This window comes from Ancylobacter sp. GW821-FHT10E12 (assembly GCF_058809335.1).
Genome location: NZ_JBXASN010000013.1, coordinates 1 through 18797 on the forward strand (window position 1 = coordinate 1; position 18797 = coordinate 18797).

The window sequence follows — 18797 nt, forward strand, 5'->3', positions numbered from 1 at the left end:
GGGCTTTGCGTCGTGCCATCGGGAACCTCCATCAGCTCCAGTATGGCCGCCCTGCACACGAAATTCCTGACAGTCCCCCCTTTCACCGGCGAGCCCTGCGAAGATGCGATCGAACACTCCGAGCCGACTCCAGCGGATGAAGCGATTGTACAGCGTCTTGTGCGGGCCATAGCCTTTGGGCGTGTCCTTCACTGCAGGCCGTTGCGGATCACGTAGACGATGCCGATCATCCACACGCGGCACGCCATGCGACAACAGAAAACACGCCTCGGTCCGCGCCATCTGGCGCTCGCTCAACAGAAACAGATCACCCCTCACAGCATCCTCTCAGACACCGTGAACATACGTCACCACACTTTATCAGGTCCTGAGCCCAGGTGTTTGGTCCCAGGATGTAATGGCGTCTTTTTGTCGCCATCAGAAAAAATGGGGGTGCTATGGAGGTACTATGGACCAGATTCTTCATGAGGGCACCAAGACTCCATACACCGTTCGAACGGAGCTACAATGATCGCAGGCTTCAACCGCGGAACTCGCGCGGCGCTTCGAATTCAACGAGAAAACCGTGAGGAGGTGGCGGGCTCGTCATACGGTCGAAGGCGAGCCCATGAGCCCGAAGGGGCGGCGCGGTTCCGTTTCTTCACATTGAGAAGGCTGCGATCGTCACGCTTCGCGTTTAAGTCCGTCTGCCGTTGGGTGGTGTTTTCATCGCGCAGGAGGCCGGCCGAATAGAGAAGAGCCATTTTGCACACCCGCGCAGATCCAATTTTCAAGGGCGTATTGACAATACAAAGCAATTCGTGTTTATACTTTCCCCATTATTAGGTAGAATTTACACTTTGGTTTCCGGGTAACGAAGGGGGTTTAGTGACCTATCGTCGCGTTTCCGTGTCGAGCTTGGTGGGCCTTCGTGGCTTTCATGCGGTTCGCTGTACTGATCTCAATATTTGGATAACAGAAGAATGTTTGAGGAATCTTGAGTCTGGCGCTGCTGTGTTAGAACTCAGGATGGCTAGCCCTGACCTCACTCCTGTAGTTGCAATTGGCAAATACACGGGGACTATTGAAGTAAGATTCAAGAGTAACAATGCCGCTTTCTTGTTGGAAAGTTGCGGTCAAATAAATTTGTCGGCATTATTTTATTCCAATGCACTATTGCGAGTTGGGCGCGGCACGACAATCAATTCTTGTAACGCAACTCTTTCAGACGCCTCAATCGAAATCGGTCAAGACTGCATGTTTTCACATGGGGTCACAATGCAACCTAGCGATCAGCATGACATTTACGATATAAATTCTAGTGTGCTGATAAATACAAAGCGTTCTATCAAACTTGGAAAGCATGTTTGGCTTGGCAAGGAATGTTATATTGGCGCCGGCGTTGAAATTGGCGAGGGCGCCATTGTTGGGGCGCGAGCGGTGGTAGTGTCCAATGTGCCGGCTTTTTCAATTGCCGCAGGAAATCCTGCGCGTACAGTAAAAGAGAACATATCTTGGCGTCGCGAATTTGCTTCTGGACGTATAGCTGGGAGTAGCGCGTCTACAATAATGGAAAAAGTACGGTCATCTGGGTTTGTTTTGCCGGAATGAATTCTGCCTCTCGATGGAGTATTGAATTTCTAATGTTGTCGCTTAGGGAATCATTAGAAATTCGTACCATAATGATACTCAACAGTTAGAAGTGAATATTGCTGATTTCATTGCGGTTTACTATTCGGACTTCTGCTTTTGAAGATCCATTTGAGGCTAGGTTGAGGATGATCTGGCCTGTTTCAAGCTTGGGTATGGCCCCGAGCGGGCAATGGTCAGATGGCTGATGTTGAGAAGCGAGCGAAGCGCTATCCGAGCGATCTGACCAACAAGGAATGGTCGATCGTTCGCCCGCCTCTGTTGTCGTTGACGTCGCCCCCGCTTTACCCTCGATCATAACTGGATTCTGGTCTCGTTTTGGCCCTTTCGGAACCGGGTTGCAAACTCGTTTGGGGTGAGGCCGCCGAGACCCGTATGCGGCCGTCAGGTGTTGTAGTCCGTCCTCCATTTTTCAATCAGCCAGCATGCTGCCGGCAGGTTGCGGAACAACTGCTCGTTGAGACACTCGTCGCGGAAGCGGCCGTTCAGGCTCTCGACGAAGCCATTTTGCATAAGCTTGCCGGGCGCGATGTAGTGCCACTCGACACCCTGATCCTCTTGACATCGCAGGATCGCTCGCGACGTTAACTTGGCGCCGTTGTCGCTGACGATCATGAGCGGCCGGCCGCGAAGGGCGATGATTGCATCGAGCTCCCGGACAACGCGCTGGCCAGAGAGCGAGGTGTCGACGATGAGCGCCAGACACTCTCGCGTAAAGTCGTCGACGATGACACGGAAGCGACGGCCATCGATGAGCATGTCGGCGACAAAGTCGCGGCTCCAGCGCTGGTTCGGCCCCTGTGGCATAGTCATCGGCGCCCGTGTCCCGAGCGCGCGCTTGCGCCCGCCACGCCGCAGCAGGATGTGCAGGGTCGGTAGCCGAACCGCCGACGTTGACCCGCCAGGGACTCCAGGCGCCCACGGATCTTCTTCATCTCCGCCTCCTTCCTACGGAATCCAATTCAAACCGAAGGCATTTTAGGGGGAAACGTCAGCGTTACTGAGGCGGAGGTGCAAGCCAATGGCGAATCTAGCATGAGGTGATGAATGCCTTGCGCTACACGGACCGTTCGGACGGATGCCGCCGAAGAATCTCCTACCGTGGCAGATTCTGCATTGGCGGTCCCGCCACCTCATGCATCGGCTGCTGTTCGGATCGTCCATGACGCGACAGTCATGCTCGCGATCATCGACAGTCAGCCCGTCAAAACGCCCGCGCCGAGAAAGCACGGGCTTGAGCGGCTAAGAAACCACCGGCATTCCGTCCTCCGCCCGCTTCACAACAAACGCGATCTGCGCCTCCGGGAACCGCGACGCCTTCATGGAACTCTCCCTGTCTCCGAGCCAGGGATCAAAATGGGAAATTCCGGCTCAAACTGGCCCGAAAAGCCGGAAGCATGTCAAGGGCACGGCAGGACACTCCACATGCGCCGCAATCTAACCCTTCGACAACGCAATCAGGCCCCTTCCGCTTCACTACGAACATATTAAGAAATATAATTTGAACTTATATCAATACATCCATTACATTATATTTAATGCAAAGCATTATTTTTGTCGAACTTCCGATCTATATGGACAACTATCTTTTTGTCATAAAAATGATCCGGCACCTGTCCAAATATTGCAATAATATTCGGCTCATCTCCTTCATATGTTTTTGGATTAACATTTAATGAAAATACAACAATTCCTTTATTAGATTTGATTAATATCTTAGATATACGCATTGCATCTTCAGATGAATTAAATTCTACTGGGATTCCCCTGGTAAATGAACCAGACTCATCCACCTGGAAGGGCTGAACTACAAAGAACATCTTTTTTGACATGCATCTCTCCAGCCGCCGATCATGGCCATATTTCCGAATAGATTTAAACAAAATCAATTCATATCGCAAAACAATATCTGTGACATATTGACGTTGGCCCCTCCAATTTGTCCTCGATCATAAGCGGACGCTGTTCTCACTTGATCTATTTGAGTTCCGCCAGCTTCGTGGACACCGAGATTGGGTGTTTCATGAAGCCGAAGGTGACAGATACAGCGAAGACGGTTTGGGCGTGAGTTCAAGATCGCGGCAGTGTCGATCTAATCCCGGAAAACTGGACCGTTTGAAGTTGGAGTTTTCCGCGCCAAAATCCCTTGATTGGGAGGAGCGGAACACGATGAAGGTATCGAAGTTCTCGGACGCGCAAAAGGCGTTCATCCTGAAGCAGGGGGCGGATGGCGTGCCGGTGGCGGATATCTGCCGGCACGCTGGGATCAGCCCGACGACGCACTTCAACTGGAAGAAGAAATACGAGGGCCTCGCCCCGCTTGGGATGCTCCGGCTAAAGCATCTCAAGGGTGAGAACACGTAGCTGAGAAAATTCGTCGCCGAGCTGTCCCTCGACTGTGAGATGCTGCAGGACATCATTCGCCAAAAATCTGAGCCTTGGTCGCACGCGCGAGCTCGTTGGCGTGATATGTGGCGAGTGGCAGGTGTCAATCCGGCGGGCCTGAGCCAAGCAATTTCACATCTGACGCGGTGTCGGGACGCCCGTACTGTCTGTTCGGCGCCACCGCGATCCGCGCGATATTCACCCGAGCTTCGCCTCTTCCAGCTCCGGTCTTGCGCCCCTTGAAGTCGGCTTCTGTGAGGTTTCACTTGGATCGATCTCGCCCGTGGCCGGCATCGGACGGGAGATGCGGCAGGTCCTGCCACGGTCAAGCAGCTGCCCGCTCCGTTCGCGTTCCGCTCCCGTGTTGCTGATGACCGCGGACGCCTTTTGGGCTCAGGTCTCCACCGCTTTCAATCTCCCGACCGGCCACGAAGGGCGTGACCGGATAATCAAAGGGAGAACCCCACATGAAGAAACCAGCATCAACCGGTCCCAGTCACGACGTCTACGTCGTCGAGGGCGAAGGAGAAACCGCTTTCTGGACCCGCATCGGAGCCGCCTGGCCGCATACGAACGGCGAAGGCTTCAACATCCAGCTGACCTGCGTGCCCGTTGATGGCCGCCTGGTCATCCGCAAGCGCAAGCCCAAAGACGCCGGGGTGGGCCGATGAGCCCACTCACTACCATGCCGCACGACACCGTGCGGCATGGGGACTGCGTCCGCCTGATGCGCCGCATGCCAGCCGAAAGTGTCGATTTCATCCTCACCGATCCGCCCTATATCTGCCGCTATCGGTCGCGCACCGGGCAGACCGTGCGCAACGATGACAATGGCCGCTGGGTGAAGCCCGCCTTTGCCGAGATGTACCGTGTGCTCAAGCCCGGCAGTCTCTGTGTGAGCTTCTACGGCTGGAACAAGGTCGACGTGTTCATGGACGCCTGGCGGTCCGCCGGATTTTATCCTGTAGGCCATCTGGTGTTCTGCAAGGAGTATGTGTCGTCCAAGCGTTTTCTGGGCGCGAGCCACGAGCAGGCTTATCTGCTGGCGAAGGGCCATCCGTCGCGGCCGGACATGCCGCCGAGCGATGTCCGAGACTGGGTCTATACCGGCAATCGTCATCATCCGACCGAGAAACCCGTGCCAGTGCTTGAACCGCTGATTGAAGCGTTCTGTCCCGCCGGTGGCGTGGTGCTCGACCCGTTCTGTGGGTCCGGGTCAACGTTGGTCGCGGCCCGGAAGTGCGGGCGGTGCTTCGTCGGATTCGAGCTCGATTACAACCATCACCGCACGGCGCTCACGCGTGTTCAGGCGCCTTAGGGCGCCCTTCTCATCTGCGCGGCCCGCTCAGCGTCACCGGACGGGCCTAGTCCTCCGACCTCTCGTCCAAGACTGCTGCCTCGTAGTCGCGCCCCGCATAGAACACCCGGAGGATTTGAACCTCCCGGTCACGGACACGGTACGCAATCAGCGCGCGCCGTTTCATGGCGAGGAGTCGAACGCCCGGGCCGAGATCCTCTCGGCTGGGCGCGCGTTCGGGCATTTGCGTGAGCGCTTCGCAGCGCTCCCTGATTTGTCGGATGAAGGCGATCGCCCGATTTAGGCTGTCCTCGGTGATGAAGTCGTAGATCTGCTCGAGATCGGCGGCGGCGAGAGGGCGGAATATGACCTCAAGCGCCACTGCGTGACGCTTTCACCTGCCCCGCATACTTCTGTTCGAAGCGGCTGAAGACCTCGTCGGCTGACACGCTCGGACGCGGGTCGTCCAAGGCTTCCTGAATGCGGGCTTGGAGCACGGCATTGAGGGCTTCATCTTCGCGGTCGAGAGCCCGTAGAGCGGCGCGCATCACTTCGCTCGCGGACGCGTATGCTCCCGAGGCCAGCCGGGCATCAACGCTGGCTTGCTGCTTGCCGAGGGTGACGGTGAGGGGCTTATTGGTTCTCATGGCGGTATCTTTCCTTGTACCTCTTTATACCACAGAGTGTATGACACTGTCATACACTTCCTGACAGGTCTTCTGCGGCCTATCCCTCTCTTTCTCTTCTGAACCTTTCCAGCCGTTTAGCTAGCCTCGTCTCAAACTGGCCCGCCCCTCGACTCTGCGTTGCAGAAGCGCGAGCATGCTGCCGGGCACTGAGGGGGCCAAGGTGGGCATTCAACTCAAATCCGTATCACCACGCGACCGCGGCGCGGCGCGTGTGTCGTTTACGTCGCTTCGCTCCTCTTCGCGGCACGCGGTCTGATCGGGCCGTGCCATGGCCAGGAATCAGGCCGGATGCCTTGGCTGGGTCATTCTGAGCGCTCTCGCGCTCGGCTACTGTTCGTCGCGCGACAGCTCCCAGGTCGCGCCAGTCGCTTCGCCGGCTGCGCCGCGCGCGACCGTTCAATCCACATCCTATTCGCGGTCGCCGCCGGCTGCGGAGACCCGCCCGACGAGCCCGCTTGCCGCGGTCCCGTCGATCACGACGCCTGAAGAGGCATCGTCCGCGTCCACGGCGGTGATGTACACCACCGCCCGCGTCAATCTCCGTGCAGAGCCGTCGGTGATGGCCCGCGTGCTGATGCGCCTCGAAGCTGGCGCTTCGGTCGCTGTGTCAGGGATAGAGGGTCGGTGGTGGCGTGCCGCCTTCGGCGGCCAGCGCGGGTGGGTCCATGCTGATTATCTCACCGCGTCAGCGCCGCCTACGGCCGCGCCGTCGCGGGAATCTCCCATCAGGTCTCCCGCACCAGCAGCGTCACTTGCCCCGTCGCGAAGCCCGGGCCGCACACCCATCCGTGAAGCCTATGTGGGAACCTGCGACTGCCCTTACGACTACAAACGGAACGGGGCCAGGTGTGGTGCAACCAGCGCCTACAGCAGGCCCGGAGGTCGTGAGCCGGACTGTTACGAGTAGTCCCGCTGCAACCTGCCACCCAATCAGCGGTTCTGTCCGATATCGTACCAATCGCGATTCGGGCACCGTCACCCTGTTTCATGAAGATGAAAGTTGCCTGAATGCCGGCGGAGGCGGTCTCATGGGATCAAGCATCCGTTCCCTCGGGTGACCGGCGCGTGGAGATGCGCGGCCCGTGTCCCCCGTCAAGAGGCTGCCCGCTCCATTCGCTGCGCTCCCGTGTTGCCTCCTGACCGGGGCCCGCCCCTTGGGCTCACGAGGCCGCGCGGAGAGGTCAGCGCCGGTCACCCAAGAGAGCCGGCGCCGATCAACCCATGAAAGAAACCGCCATGACCGCCCGACCCCTCAAGCCCTACCGCATCCTCCTGACCGAGGTGCGCGTCTCCGAAATCACCATCGAGTCCGACACCGACTACGACCTCGAGGACTGGGCCCGTGAGGGCTGGGAGGCAACCGACCCGTACGATCCCGAGCCCTATGCCACGCTCGTAGAGCGCCGCCTCGCCAAGGTGACCGTGCTCGAGAGGTCCTGCCTGCCCTGGAGCCGCAAGGTCGAGATCAAGCTTAAGGTCTGAGGAGCCTTGCACCTCTGAAGGGCCCTGCAGGGCCCTTGGAGCGTTTCATCAAGGCAAGCTGGTGCTTGCGGTTCTCGGTTCGCATAATCGTTTCAGGTGCGTCTGAGGCGGTCTGGCCGGGGGCGGCTTGTCCTCGGAGTCGCCGGTGCGCCGGCTCTCTCCGTGGAGCGTGATTGTCCGTCATCACATGTCGGAGAGGGGTGCCGGTCGGCCCTTCGCTTGTGGTGCTGCTCTGTTGCCGGAAAGCCAGGGAGAGAGGTATTTTCGTGGCAGGGGGTGGTAATGGCGCACTTATACATCGCTGCGCGACATAGGTGCACGGCCGCCACCGGAGGTAGCTATCCGCCGTATGGTGTCGCCATGAGGCGACGTCTTTTCATATGGAGGCGCCCATGGCGTCCTACCATTTCGCAGTGCAGGTCGTGAAGCGATCGCAAGGTCGCTCGGTCGTGGCCATGGCCGCGTACCGGGCAGGAGAACGTCTACACGATTCGCGGCGAAACCACGTGGAGGATTACAGCAAACGTCGCGGGGTCACCCATCGGGAGATCCTGGCACCGGAGGGTAGCCCCCAGTGGTTAACCGATCGTGAATCCCTTTGGAACGCGGTTGAGCATGCGGAGAAGCGGGTCGATGCCCAATTGGCCCGGGAGATCAATCTCGCCCTCCCCCATGAACTCACGCACGATCAGAGAGTCGAACTTGTTCGTCATTTTGTCCTCGAGCAGTTCGTTGCCCGCGGCATGGTGGCCGATCTGGCGATCCATCAGCCGGTGGTCGAGAAGGGGGACAATCACCTCAATCACCATGCCCATATTCTGCTGACCTTACGCCAGGCCACCTCAGAGGGGTTGCGGCGCGTGAAGACGCGCGAGTGGAACTCCGACGACATGCTGGCTGTCTGGCGGACGGCATGGGCGGAGCACCAGAACCGGGCTCTCCAGCGCAACGGGCATGCGGCCTTGGTCAATCACCGCACATTGGCAGCTCAACGGGCGGCGGCGCGCGAGAAGGGGGATCGGGCGGGCGCCGTCTTGCTTGATCGCTTGCCGGAGATCCATATTGGGCCGTTGGCGAGGCAAGTTGCCACGCATGGTCGGCAGGTCCATAGCCGTGACCGTGAGGTCGGGCCGAAGCGTTATCGGGTGCCCGGCAAACCGGCAGTGCGGCGCGTTCGGCATTACCCTGCGCATGATCGGGGGAGTCGCCTGGACTGGGTGACCCGTATCCTGAAGGGGAACGACCGTCACGCCCGGACGGGCGTCGAGCGTCTGGAGTTTCGTGCAGCGCGGTTGCAGCGCAAACTTCATTATTGGGAGACGCGGGCGAAGTTCGGCCTAGATGGCCGCGCCATGCGGTCGGCTCTGTCTATTGACCGAGCTATGGCCTCTCAACGAGGAAAGCCGCTCACGGCGGATCAACGGCGCCTGCAGTCGCACGCGGGCAAACGCGTCGATCTGCTCAAGCGATTGCTCAGGGAGCTGGCCAATGTGTTACGCGCGATGCGTCATCAGCGCGAAGCTGTCCTCACGCGATCACGCGAAATCAACGACTGGACCCAGCGTCTAGGCGATATGCTCATGCGCGAGCATCCATCGCGCGACCTCAGCCGCTAAAATTTCCCAGAGCTGCCACCCTTGGAGACGTCTACCGCCATGGGCATTATCGTCATCCCGATCATTACGGTGTTCCTGCTGGCCACGGCCTCCTTCCTCATGGATCGCCGGCTCGGCGAAGTAATGACCTTACCAATGCAATGGGACCTGCAAGGCCGCGTGAACTGGACGGCTAACAGGCGGCTGGCTCTCGCCTTTACGCCGATTCTCGCGGCGGCCCTGATGGCATGGACGGCTTGGAGGGGCGTCGAAGACGCTTCTGTCGTTGGCACGGAGCTGGCTCTGATCGTCATGGCCCTCGTGTTCGGGGCCGTCCATGCCGTTCATTTGGGGCTCGTCATGCGGTGGATGCGTCGAACCGAGGCCTGATGCAGGTAGCCGCGTCACCACGCACCCACCGTATTTACATTGAATATTAGTAAATAAGACTGGCGTCAGGTCAGATTTTATCCTACTATATAAGATAGTAACGGAGGATAACGCCATGCAGAATGCTGAGAAGGTGAGCGTGACGATGACGCCCGACATGATGCGGGCGATACGAGAAAGCGTGGAAGCTGGCGAATTCGCGACCACCAGCGAGGCGATGCGGGATGCGGTTCGGGTCTGGCAGCGTCAGCGGCTGGAATATGCGGAGCGCTTGGAGGCCATGCGTGCTCGGATACGTCACTCTCTCGACGATCCGCGCCCGAGCTTGAGCGCCGAGGAAGTGGAAGCGGAGATGGCCCGCTTCATCGCCGCGGAAGGCAAAGCTGCCGGCAATGCGGCAGGCTAAGGTCGTCTATCGGCCGCAGGCGCTCGCCGATCTCCAGCATATTTACCGGATCGTCGCCGATATCAGTCAAAGCCACGAGGTGGCGGGCGGCTTCGTTCAACGGATTATGGTCCGCTGCCGCAAGATCGGGGATGTGCCCAAAGGCGGTAGACCGCGGAATGACCTCATGGAAGGGTTGCGGACGGTTCCGTTCGAGCGCCGGGCCGTCATCGCTTATGTCGTGACGGCACAGGTCGAAATTACCAACGTCTTTTACGGTGGCCGCGACTACGAGGCGCTCTATCACGACCGGCCGGCTGAGGACTCCCCGCTCCAAGAGTGAGCTGGCTGATTGGGTGTACTTGCCCACCGGCAGCTTACCAAGCGCTTAGGCCGCTACACTCAGACCATTGGACGGGGTTGCGGCTTCGTCCGTCCGGCGGTCCTGTCGCGCACCGCACTTCAATCCCTACAGGTAGGACAAATCCCTTCCACCCAGCGCATACACCCCTTTTTTAAGCAAGCCTTGCCGACCAGGAAGACATCCTGCCCCTGATATTCAATAATTATTTATAATTCAGATACTTAAGCTATTTTTATCGTTCAAGCTTGGGATCCCGAGCTACAAATCCTATTGGCTGGCCCAACTCCAGAGCAATTAGCACAAGATTTAGCACACACCTCATGGAAATAATTTTTATTTCTTTAAAATCAATAACTTATAAAACAGACAAGCAGGCTCATAACCTGAAGGCCGCAGGTTCAAATCCTGCCCCCGCAACCAACGATTCTTGTGAAAGCAAGGCACCCGAAACCCCGGCTTCCGAAAGGACGTCGGGGTTTTTCTTGTTCGCCGCGAACCGAAGGATCGCGGTCAGGTCGCCGCGCAGCACGATCGCCAGTTCGGCCTCGTCGGGCACAAGCGTCACCTGATCGACCAGCGTCCGGAACACCTCGGCCGCCTCGGCCTTACCGTCCTCGCTCTGCAGGCTCTCATAAAGCGCGGTAATCCGTTGGCGGTAAATCTCCGCCATGTTCGGATACAGGAGGGGCGGCGGCTCTTCCGCATTCGCAAGCTGGTTCTTCAGCCCCGCCTTTCGGGCCTCGAGCCGCTTCATATCCTCGACGATGGCTTCGATCGGCCCGCCAGCCTTGATAGCGGTCAGCAACTTTCCGAGTTCACGTTCAATGCGCGGAAGCTCATCTCGCATGGCGGCGAGAGCGCGACCTTCATAAGACGACCTCCTTACTCCGGGAGGCGGTCTCGCGTCCGGCTGTCTGTTTCGGCCTGAACGAAGTCCCGTGCGGCTTGTCGCGCCAGCAGTCGGACCAGATTGACGAGGCGTGGATCAGGCTTCGACGACGCTGGCACAACCGGTTCGCGGGCCGCGTCGGCGACCACACGAAGCTTTTCGGCTGTTGTACGTCTCGGTCGCGCCACGATCGCGTCCTTGTCCTCGCGCGGAACACCCCGCTTCGCGCCAATGATGCCAAGCAACAGCGCGTTGGCAAGAGAGAAATTTCTTGTAAATTAATGGATTATGGAGCAGCGCAGCGAAAGCTGGCGAATATCGGCATAATTCCGGGCGATGGAACGAGTTCGATCGGACCAAAATATTTTTGTGATCGCCCCAACCGACACCATTTCTTCTGGTCGTCATCGTATTCGCCACCATCCCTATATCCTCTCGAAAGCCGCCTCCGCTGTCGAAGTCAATAGAAAGAGCCGCTGCGGTCGCAAGGGGAAGGACCGAAACCCGAAACCCTCATAGAAGGCCGAGGCCACCGCGTCCTTCGCCTCAACCACGATCGCAAACACCGCAACCGCGCGGCTGGCCCCCAGGATACGTCGCACGGCATCGGCCAACAGCAGTTCACCGATGCCTTTCCCGCGCACCCGGACATCGCGAGCCAGGCGGCCGATCAGCGCCGCCGGGATGGCGTCATAGCGAGGAAGCTTACGTCCGACTTTCTCGGGCAAATCGTCGATCGCCAGCGTGAACGAACTCAGGCTGTAGAAGCCGACGATCCCAAGTTCGTCGTCGGCCGCAACAAACACCCGTGCGATATTCCGCTTGTCGTCCTGGCTGGCACGACGCTGAAACCAATCGTCGAGATCAGGCTGGCCACACGAGAACTGTTTTCGATCGTGACCCTTGTCCAGGACGCGACAGCAAATCCCATGAGTCAGTCAGCCCACCAAGTCCCGATGCCGCCGAAGGGCCGCCACCAATCTGTCCGCTGGTTCCGGAGGATCGAGTACGGCGGCAAGGAAGGCATCCCGATCGGCGCCGGTCAGCACCATGCGTTCGTGTTCGTCCAACACGCGGCGCGCACCCTCATAGGCAAGATCGCCGGCCGTCAAACCCGATACCGCTATGGCGCGCTGGATCAGTTCCTTGGCGGAGCTGGCAACACGCAGTTCGATCCGGTCTTTTTTCAGTTCACGGGGTGGATGGGCAGGGCGAGCAGAAGACGGCATAGCAGCATCCTTTCATTCGAAATAAGCACGGCAAAACACCGTGCGCTGTCAATCGCAATCTTCTCGGCCGGTCCTCCCAAAACGTCTGTTCGATTTCTCCCGGCCATCGATTTACCTTTTCGAATAACCGGATCGAGCTGCGAGGCGTTGCGGGCGGGCAGACGACCGAAGACGACACCGATCAGTCTCGAACAAGCTGCGCGACGAACTGCTGAACGGCGAGATCTTCTACAGTCTGGCAGAGGCCAGGATCATCATCGAGAGCTGGCGCCGGCACTACAACACCGAGTGGCCCCACTCCTCGCTCGGCTACAAGCCTCCAGCACCGGCAGCGATCATCCCGCCCTTGCCGCCTACATCAACCCCGGCCACAAGGCCGACAATGCATTAGACTGAAACCGGACCACTCAATCGGGGCAGGCCAGCACCCAGACCACCTGAGTGCCCTTAATCTCGCAGGAGTTGTATCCGGGAGAGGGGTCGGCAACCTCCGTCCTTTGACGGGTGTGACTGATATTCACTCAAAGCCCCGCCACCATCAGGCGCCTTGCAGCGGCCATCGCCGTCAGCGTATGCGGCGCAAGGCCGATCCGGCGCAGCACGGAGGCGTCGATGCAGGAGACGCTTCCACCCGACCAGCCCCGTAGAACCGCATCGACCGGCAGCGCTTCGCCGCCGCCGCGCAGCCGGACGCTCAGCGCGTGATAGTGGAACCCGAGGCCGGGAGCGGTCCGGCTGACATGCAGGACCTTGCCGCCGAGAGCCCCCAGGTCCTTCAAGGTAGCGTCCCGCTCCTTGTCGGTCGCATCGCTCGGGCCCTCGCCCGACACGAGGCCGCTGGCGGCATCGATGGTCACGCGGGCAAAGCTGCTGTCGGTCCATATCTGCACCGGCTGCACGCGGGACGCCGCCGCGGGAGCCGGCCACCTCTTGAGGACCGGAAGCGCGACCCCGACGGTCGAGGCCAGCAGCAGGTTCAATTCCGCCGCGCTCATGTCGTAGAGCGATGCGAAAACCGTGCAGCGGCCGTCGCGCCGCCGCTCCAGCGTCAGCGCATTGAAATGCCGGGTCGCCGTGACGGGCCGGGCCTTCAGCAGGTCCCGCAGGCCGGTCATATAGGCCATGCAGGGCGCATGGTCGCGGAACGACAGCTCGGCAATGTCGGGGACCGAGGCGCGCACAAGCTGGGCGGTGCCGATCACGCCTGCCGCCAGCACGATCCGGCGCCCGGCGATGACGCAGCCATCGGACAGATGCACCTCCCACAGGCCGTCCGCCCGCCGCGAGAGGCACTGCGCCCGGAGCGGAAGCACCATGGCGCGGGACATAAGTGCCTCCGCCACCCGCCGCATGGACGACAGGCCGAGCCGCGTGTCTCCGGCGCTTCCGGCCAAGAGCCGCGGCAGATGAAGCCGATAGTCGCCGGGGAGACCATCAAGCACCGGAAGGTCGGCTCCGCCCTCCAGCGCGAACAGCGCCTCAATGGCGGCGCAAGCCTCGGTATAGGCGGCGTGATCGGCGAAGATGTCGGCGGGATAGGGATCGCCCGCGCCATAGCAAATGAACTGCTGGCCCCAGTAATTGGCCAGACCACCGACCGCCGCTGTGGGAAACAGCGGCTTCCTGAGCGGTGGCGCCGTGTCCATCGGCGCCCCCAGGCCGGGAACCTCCCCTGCTTCCAGCGCCACGACCCGTATCTTCGGATGGATGCCGGCGCCGGTTCCGGGCACGGCGCCGGTCACGACGGCCAGATCGGCACCGGGTTCGATGGCCGAAAGCCCGGCCACGGCGGTCGGCCCGGCACCGATCAGAATGGTGTCGAAGCGGGAAGGCATCATGACGGGAGCTTTCAGGAGAGTGCGTGATCGCGTCCTTCAGAAGGAAGCGAGCTTCAATTCTAACGCGGCCAGTGACGGCTGCGTCGTCATGGGACGCAACGCAACAAGACCGTCGATACGCTCCAGCAGCGGGGATGCGGGTCTCAAGGAAAAATCAAGCAAGGCTGCAAGCCCCCGGACCGGAGTCGCAGGAAACGGGATCATCAGCGGCGTCCGCTTGCCGCTGCGCAGAGCAACCGCACGGATCATTTCCTCGAAGGTCAGAGGAATCACGCTGCCGAGTTCATAGCAAACCATAGGCGCATCGGCCTCCACAATCCTAACGAGTGCTTCGGCCAGTTCCTCGACATCGATCGGCTGGATGCAGGGGAGCGACGACAGGATCGGCACCGCCGGCAGCTTGGCCAGCGACGCGAACACGCCGAAAACGCTGCCTCCCATGCGATCATAGACCAAGCCCGGGCGCACGACGATCTCATCTTCCTGCGTCAGATTTTGTTCGATCGTGAATTTACTGTGGCCATAGTCGTTTCCGGCATCCGGCCGGGCCGATTGACTGGAAATGAAGATGAAGCGCCCGCGCTTTCCTGCAGCCCGAAGCGCGCGATGCTGGTTCAACAGCGTGGCCGTGCCCTCGATATCGAGGCGGGACGCCAGTTCCCGGTTGCGCGAGGCCTTCAGCACGGCGCTCGCCAGATGGATGACGGCGATGGCCGCGTCGCAGGACGGCGGCAGCGGGGCGCCCAGCCGCCATTCCTGGCCGGAGGGGGCAATGACCTCATATCCGCGCGCGCGAAACCGCGCGACGACATGCCCGCCGATGAACCCGCGCCCGCCTGTGACAACAATCTTCTTCACCACAATTCCTTGCCCTGCAGCGCACAAAAGCGCACTGCTCCTTCATTTCTTATCATTCCGCCCCAAAATACCTCAACGTTGGCCCGCAATGGAGATTCCTTCTGTGACGGCTCCACGAGCACAAGGGCGCCGGGGTGAAACGTACCGGAGCGCTAGGAGCCTGCACCACCCTCTACAACCGTTTCGTTTGCTGGCGGGCCGCCGGGTTCCGGGACCGGCTGCCCGAAGCGGTCTGCGCCGCCGATGACGGCGACATCGTGATGATCGACCACTCCTGTGTTCGCGTGCCTCAGCAAGGCGCCGCGATCAAAAAAGGGGCGACGACGATCGTTGCCGTGGACGCTGCCGAGGCTGCCTGAACATCAAGATCCATGCGCTGGTCGACCCCCGAGGACGGCCGATCCACCTCAAGCTGACCGCCGGGCCGGCCGACCAACCCCTGTGGAGTACGAGTTGCTAGGACACCTTCCACCTGACGGAATCCTTCCCCGCCCACAAGGTGCATGACACCTACGCCCTCCGCGCGGCGATAGCGAAGCGCGGCAGCGGCGCCATGCGCCGCCACGCACCACCCACTAGGATCGCTGAGCCTTTAATGCATGGCTCCATCATCAAAGGAACTACGTCGAGCGCCTCTTCAAACGCGCGAAACTAAGAAACCCCCTTCATCTTTTGCAACCAAAAACGAAGGGGGAATCAGTTTAGAATTTTATGTTTTGTTTGCAGTTACGGTCCAGCCCGACGCTCCGTCAGAAATATTCTGGAACGCTCCATTTGCGTTATCAGTAAGTATACATCCAACTACGAGGCCCGCGCGCACAGCGCCGCCCAAGGAAAAAATAGCATATCCATTACAGTTCGTAATTTGCGTCGACTCTATCAAAATTCGAGCTCTGCTTGTTGACATCGGCGTTTGAATTTTGAATCCTCCACCGGATCGATAAGAAAAATCACATCCGGAAACCGTCAACTTTCCCTCATCTTGGTAAAAAACTGCGGCGTCAGAGCCCTGCTGTGCACGAACTCCCGTCAGAATTACGCATGCGCCATAGTCTACTGGCGCACCTGGCGTGACGGGAGGGCCTTGATAGGCTATCTCAAAACCCGTCGTGCCACCATTCACTACACATCCAGACGCCTGAAGACTCTGCAAGCTCTGCGATGAAATGTTTATATTCGCGGCAACCGGATTATCGCCAGAAAATGTCGGAAGAAATGTAATTTAACGATTACGAATATTAGAAAATATCTTGTGACAATACAGAGAATGCCTACCAGCCTCGGCGACAAACCCTCCCAAATAAACTCCGCCAACGCCACCACCAATAGAATAACCATCACGTCCGGGCTGCTGTATGGTAATTTCACCCTCGCAAAGCAATCCTGCCCCACCGGTGGCGCCATCTGAAAAAATCTGCACTCCGTCGCTGACAGGCTTGATAATCTTAATATCCCGAATCAGAGTCGACGCGACGCCATTCAGGACAATACCGTTATAAACTTGGGCATTACCCAGCATTATAACCCTTTCAATAACAAGACGCGCAACACCGTATGCATAAATTGCGGCACCTCCCGTTTTGATGCAGCAATGAAATTAAACCATTCAATTATTAGATCATCAACACGATTCACAGCATTGTTATTTATTTCCATGATATTTTGATTCAATGAACTTGATCTTTGTTTTATGATTGTCAATCCGTAATCACCCCAGATACGACCTGAATAAGATTGATTTGTATTCGGACTTCCTGGGAATACAATTTTAGTGATGCTGTAAATTACTGGTGGAAAATATACTGATTTTCCTGTTGTCGCACTATCACTGAGTGCTGAGTTAATGGCATTTGTATCGTTTGTCGTTCCATCTCCTGTGGCGCCGTAATCTTTTACGTTCAGGAAATCGGCCATAACACTCTCTCCGAAAACGCCCGATGCATAGGCGACGATTCACAAAAACTAAGGTAGCAGCGTCGACTACTGGCGGAACAGGTCTTTCTCACGTGGCCGGCGCGCCTAGGTAGTGGCCCTATAAATTTGCGGATGTGATGGGGCCGTGATTCAAGCTCTCCGAACTGGGAGAGCGGCATGCGTCGACACGAACTGACGGACGAGGAGTGGGCGGTCATCGCGCCACTTCTGCCAAACAAGCCGCGCGGTGTGGTGCGGGTGGATGACCGGCGGGTGATCAACGGCATCCTCTGGCGTTTTCGCACCGGCGCCTCGTGGCGAGACGCGCCGGAGCGGTACGGCCCGCGCACCACCCTCTACAACCGCTTCGTGCGCTGGCGGTCGGCCGGGGTTTGGGATCGCCTGCTGGAAGCGGTATCGGCCGCCTATGACGGCGATCTGGTGATGATCGACAGTTCCTGTGTTCGGGTCCACCAGCATGGCGCGGCGGTCAAAAAGGGGGCGTCGACGATCGTTGCATGGGACGCTCCCGGGGCGGACTGACCACCAAGATCCATGCCCTCGTCGATGCCGAGGGCCGACCGATCCGGCTCGTCCTCACCGCCGGACAGGCCGGCGACGCGCCGGCGGCCCACGCCCTCCTGTCGGATTTGCGGGCGGGAAGCATCCTGCTCGCCGACAAAGCCTATGACACCGATGCGATCAGGGCAGAGACCTCCAGCCGCGGCGCTTTCCCCAACATCCCGCCACGGATCATCCGCAAGCGGACTTTCGCCTTCAGTCCCTGGCTGTATCGACAGCGCCATGCCGTCGAACGCTTCTTCAACCGCATCAAGCAGATGCGCGGCCTCGCCACGCGCTACGACCGGTTGCCGGAAAACTTCCTCGCAGCACTCAAGCTCGCTGCCCTCCGCATCTGGATCAGGGCGTTATGAGTCCGCTGCCTAGGACAGAAGGGACGTGTCGGCAATCTTCTCGAATGGAATTGGGCGCGTTACGGGCGCTAAGCGCATTGGTCTGCCCCCTGAAAAGTGGTCCTCCCTGAAGGGGGCTTTCGCGCCTTTAGAGGATGGCGCAATGGCGCAGAAGAAACACAAGCCCGAAGAGATTGTCGCGAAGCTTCGTCAGGTCGACGTGCTGGTGTCCCAGGGACGTCCAGTTGCCGAGCCGCTGCTCCCGCGCGTCGACGATAGCGCATCCATTGCCGGCTTCCACGAAGAACAAGCTCCCTTCGAGTTCGAGCAGAGCCGCGAGCGCGTCAGCACTCTCTCGTCGCGGATCGTGCGGGATCGGATCTTCCGGTGGGTCGTGCTGCGGGCCTATGGCGAGCGCTGCGCGATCAGCGGACTGAAGCTGATCAACGGCGGCGGCCGTGCCGAGGTCGCGGCAGCGCACATCCGGCCGGTGGAAGCGAACGGTCCCGACATCGTCAGTAATGGACTGGCGCTGTCGGGTACCGCGCACTGGATGTTCGATCGTGGGCTGATCAGCCTCCCAGATAACCTGGAGATCCTGATCTCCCGCCACGCCAATGACCCCGATGGCGTGCGTGCCTTCATCGACAAGGACGGTCGTGCCATCGCGCCTCGAAAGGCGTTCGAGCGTCCGCATCGGCACTTCCTGCAATGGCACCGGGAGCACTGCTTCAAGCAGTGAAACGGAGGCTCCCTATGCCGCCTCCCACACGCGGTTGAGGATCTGTGCCGCAAGCGCCGCCTTGTCCTGCGACAGGAAGCGGCCGTAGTGCTTATGCGACCGAGCTCGATCGACTTCTTGCGATCAAGGCAACCTACGATGCTGACAATGTTGTCCGGCGTTGGGGATAGGATCGATCGTGGGATGAAAGAAGGACT

22 protein-coding genes and 6 pseudogenes are annotated in these 18797 nt (G+C 59.3%); 15 read left to right on the forward strand and 13 right to left on the reverse strand.

Annotation, left to right across the window (positions count from 1 at the left end; translation table 11 throughout):
- The coding region (locus AC1RU4_RS17560; RefSeq protein WP_492892412.1) for a transposase at positions 1-282 on the reverse strand (282 nt) is incomplete at its 3' end.
- 585 nt (positions 283-867) lie between these two features.
- Here AC1RU4_RS17560 and AC1RU4_RS17565 point away from each other — a divergent pair.
- Positions 868-1590, forward strand: a complete 723-nt coding sequence (locus AC1RU4_RS17565) for an acyltransferase (RefSeq protein WP_492892413.1) — start codon at positions 868-870, stop codon at positions 1588-1590.
- Between the two features lie 333 nt (positions 1591-1923).
- Here the strand turns inward: AC1RU4_RS17565 and AC1RU4_RS17570 are convergent.
- A pseudogene (locus AC1RU4_RS17570) lies at positions 1924-2558 on the reverse strand (integrase core domain-containing protein); the annotation flags it as partial.
- 606 nt (positions 2559-3164) lie between these two features.
- A complete protein-coding gene (locus AC1RU4_RS17575) occupies positions 3165-3461 on the reverse strand; it encodes a hypothetical protein (protein WP_492892414.1) in 297 nt (98 codons plus the stop codon).
- Between the two features lie 337 nt (positions 3462-3798).
- On the opposite strand from AC1RU4_RS17575, the pseudogene AC1RU4_RS17580 reads away from it, so the two are divergent.
- The 3 genes and pseudogenes from AC1RU4_RS17580 to AC1RU4_RS17590 form a co-directional block, all read left to right on the forward strand.
- Positions 3799-4132: pseudogene (locus tag AC1RU4_RS17580) on the forward strand (transposase); the annotation flags it as partial.
- Positions 4133-4481: 349 nt separating this feature from the next.
- Positions 4482-4685: a hypothetical protein gene (locus AC1RU4_RS17585; protein ID WP_492892415.1), complete on the forward strand. Its 204-nt coding sequence runs from the start codon at positions 4482-4484 to the stop codon at positions 4683-4685.
- A gap of 14 nt (positions 4686-4699) precedes the next feature.
- Positions 4700-5332 carry a DNA methyltransferase gene (locus tag AC1RU4_RS17590; RefSeq protein ID WP_492892416.1) on the forward strand — a complete coding sequence of 211 codons (633 nt, stop codon included), beginning with the start codon at positions 4700-4702 and terminating at the stop codon, positions 5330-5332.
- Between the two features lie 46 nt (positions 5333-5378).
- Here AC1RU4_RS17590 and AC1RU4_RS17595 read toward each other — a convergent pair whose 3' ends face one another.
- Positions 5379-5693: a type II toxin-antitoxin system RelE/ParE family toxin gene (locus AC1RU4_RS17595; protein ID WP_492892417.1), complete on the reverse strand. Its 315-nt coding sequence runs from the start codon at positions 5691-5693 to the stop codon at positions 5379-5381.
- Positions 5683-5958 carry a type II toxin-antitoxin system ParD family antitoxin gene (locus AC1RU4_RS17600; RefSeq protein WP_492892418.1) on the reverse strand — a complete coding sequence of 92 codons (276 nt, stop codon included), beginning with the start codon at positions 5956-5958 and terminating at the stop codon, positions 5683-5685. The genes AC1RU4_RS17595 and AC1RU4_RS17600 overlap by 11 nt, the downstream gene beginning before the upstream one ends.
- Positions 5959-6514: 556 nt before the next feature.
- Between AC1RU4_RS17600 and AC1RU4_RS17605 the strand changes: the two genes are divergently transcribed.
- The 6 genes from AC1RU4_RS17605 to AC1RU4_RS17630 all read left to right on the forward strand — a co-directional run bounded on the left by AC1RU4_RS17605 (position 6515) and on the right by AC1RU4_RS17630 (position 10195).
- A complete protein-coding gene (locus AC1RU4_RS17605; protein ID WP_492892557.1) occupies positions 6515-6907 on the forward strand; it encodes an SH3 domain-containing protein in 393 nt (130 codons plus the stop codon).
- A gap of 314 nt (positions 6908-7221) precedes the next feature.
- On the forward strand, positions 7222-7482 hold the full coding sequence (locus AC1RU4_RS17610; protein ID WP_492892419.1) for a hypothetical protein: 261 nt from the start codon (positions 7222-7224) through the stop codon (positions 7480-7482).
- Positions 7483-7874: 392 nt separating this feature from the next.
- The gene (gene mobQ / locus AC1RU4_RS17615; protein WP_492892420.1) at positions 7875-9098 is read left to right on the forward strand and encodes a MobQ family relaxase; all 1224 of its coding nucleotides are present in this window, start codon (positions 7875-7877) and stop codon (positions 9096-9098) included.
- Between the two features lie 39 nt (positions 9099-9137).
- Entirely contained in the window at positions 9138-9467 is a 330-nt protein-coding gene (locus tag AC1RU4_RS17620; RefSeq protein ID WP_492892421.1) for a hypothetical protein, read from the forward strand.
- 115 nt (positions 9468-9582) lie between these two features.
- Complete coding sequence (locus AC1RU4_RS17625; RefSeq protein WP_492892422.1) at positions 9583-9873, forward strand: ribbon-helix-helix domain-containing protein; 291 nt, start codon at positions 9583-9585, stop codon at positions 9871-9873.
- Positions 9860-10195, forward strand: coding sequence for a type II toxin-antitoxin system RelE/ParE family toxin (locus AC1RU4_RS17630; protein WP_492892423.1), 336 nt, complete (start codon positions 9860-9862; stop codon positions 10193-10195). Before AC1RU4_RS17625 ends, AC1RU4_RS17630 begins: the two co-directional genes overlap by 14 nt.
- A 397-nt stretch (positions 10196-10592) precedes the next feature.
- Here the strand turns inward: AC1RU4_RS17630 and AC1RU4_RS17635 are convergent, their stop codons facing one another.
- The 3 genes from AC1RU4_RS17635 to AC1RU4_RS17645 form a co-directional block, all read right to left on the reverse strand.
- The gene (locus tag AC1RU4_RS17635) at positions 10593-11021 is read right to left on the reverse strand and encodes a hypothetical protein (protein WP_492892424.1); all 429 of its coding nucleotides are present in this window, start codon (positions 11019-11021) and stop codon (positions 10593-10595) included.
- A gap of 509 nt (positions 11022-11530) precedes the next feature.
- A complete protein-coding gene (locus AC1RU4_RS17640) occupies positions 11531-12043 on the reverse strand; it encodes a GNAT family N-acetyltransferase (RefSeq protein ID WP_492892558.1) in 513 nt (170 codons plus the stop codon).
- Positions 12044-12334 (reverse strand): type II toxin-antitoxin system TacA family antitoxin, encoded by a 291-nt coding sequence (locus AC1RU4_RS17645; RefSeq protein ID WP_492892425.1) that lies wholly within the window; start codon positions 12332-12334, stop codon positions 12044-12046.
- Positions 12335-12515: 181 nt separating this feature from the next.
- On the opposite strand from AC1RU4_RS17645, the pseudogene AC1RU4_RS17650 reads away from it, so the two are divergent.
- A pseudogene (locus AC1RU4_RS17650) lies at positions 12516-12725 on the forward strand (integrase core domain-containing protein); the annotation flags it as partial.
- A 130-nt stretch (positions 12726-12855) separates the two neighbouring features.
- Here AC1RU4_RS17650 and AC1RU4_RS17655 read toward each other — a convergent pair.
- Together AC1RU4_RS17655 and AC1RU4_RS17660 are read right to left on the reverse strand one after the other, a co-directional pair.
- A complete protein-coding gene (locus tag AC1RU4_RS17655; RefSeq protein WP_492892426.1) occupies positions 12856-14172 on the reverse strand; it encodes a hypothetical protein in 1317 nt (438 codons plus the stop codon).
- Positions 14173-14208: 36 nt separating this feature from the next.
- On the reverse strand, positions 14209-15030 hold the full coding sequence (locus AC1RU4_RS17660) for an NAD-dependent epimerase/dehydratase family protein (protein WP_492892427.1): 822 nt from the start codon (positions 15028-15030) through the stop codon (positions 14209-14211).
- Between the two features lie 155 nt (positions 15031-15185).
- Here AC1RU4_RS17660 and AC1RU4_RS17665 point away from each other — a divergent pair.
- A pseudogene (locus tag AC1RU4_RS17665) lies at positions 15186-15455 on the forward strand (transposase family protein); the annotation flags it as partial.
- A gap of 284 nt (positions 15456-15739) precedes the next feature.
- Here the strand turns inward: AC1RU4_RS17665 and AC1RU4_RS17670 are convergent.
- The 3 genes from AC1RU4_RS17670 to AC1RU4_RS17680 all read right to left on the reverse strand — a co-directional run bounded on the left by AC1RU4_RS17670 (position 15740) and on the right by AC1RU4_RS17680 (position 16944).
- Positions 15740-16153: a right-handed parallel beta-helix repeat-containing protein gene (locus AC1RU4_RS17670; protein WP_492892428.1), complete on the reverse strand. Its 414-nt coding sequence runs from the start codon at positions 16151-16153 to the stop codon at positions 15740-15742.
- A gap of 99 nt (positions 16154-16252) precedes the next feature.
- On the reverse strand, positions 16253-16549 hold the full coding sequence (locus tag AC1RU4_RS17675) for a hypothetical protein (protein WP_492892429.1): 297 nt from the start codon (positions 16547-16549) through the stop codon (positions 16253-16255).
- Positions 16549-16944, reverse strand: a complete 396-nt coding sequence (locus AC1RU4_RS17680) for a glycosyl hydrolase family 28-related protein (protein ID WP_492892430.1) — start codon at positions 16942-16944, stop codon at positions 16549-16551. Before AC1RU4_RS17680 ends, AC1RU4_RS17675 begins: the two co-directional genes overlap by 1 nt.
- A 177-nt stretch (positions 16945-17121) precedes the next feature.
- On the opposite strand from AC1RU4_RS17680, the gene AC1RU4_RS17685 reads away from it, so the two are divergent.
- The 3 genes and pseudogenes from AC1RU4_RS17685 to AC1RU4_RS17695 all read left to right on the forward strand — a co-directional run.
- Positions 17122-17879, forward strand: a protein-coding gene (locus tag AC1RU4_RS17685) for an IS5 family transposase (protein ID WP_492892431.1) whose coding sequence is annotated in 2 segments (ribosomal slippage) — positions 17122-17431 and positions 17431-17879 — 759 coding nt in all. Because the reading frame shifts where the segments join, the coding sequence is not laid out codon by codon here.
- A 223-nt stretch (positions 17880-18102) separates the two neighbouring features.
- Positions 18103-18600 (forward strand): annotated as a pseudogene (locus AC1RU4_RS17690) (HNH endonuclease); the annotation flags it as partial.
- 113 nt (positions 18601-18713) lie between these two features.
- Positions 18714-18770 (forward strand): annotated as a pseudogene (locus AC1RU4_RS17695) (hypothetical protein); the annotation flags it as partial.
- Positions 18771-18797: the final 27 nt, after the last annotated feature.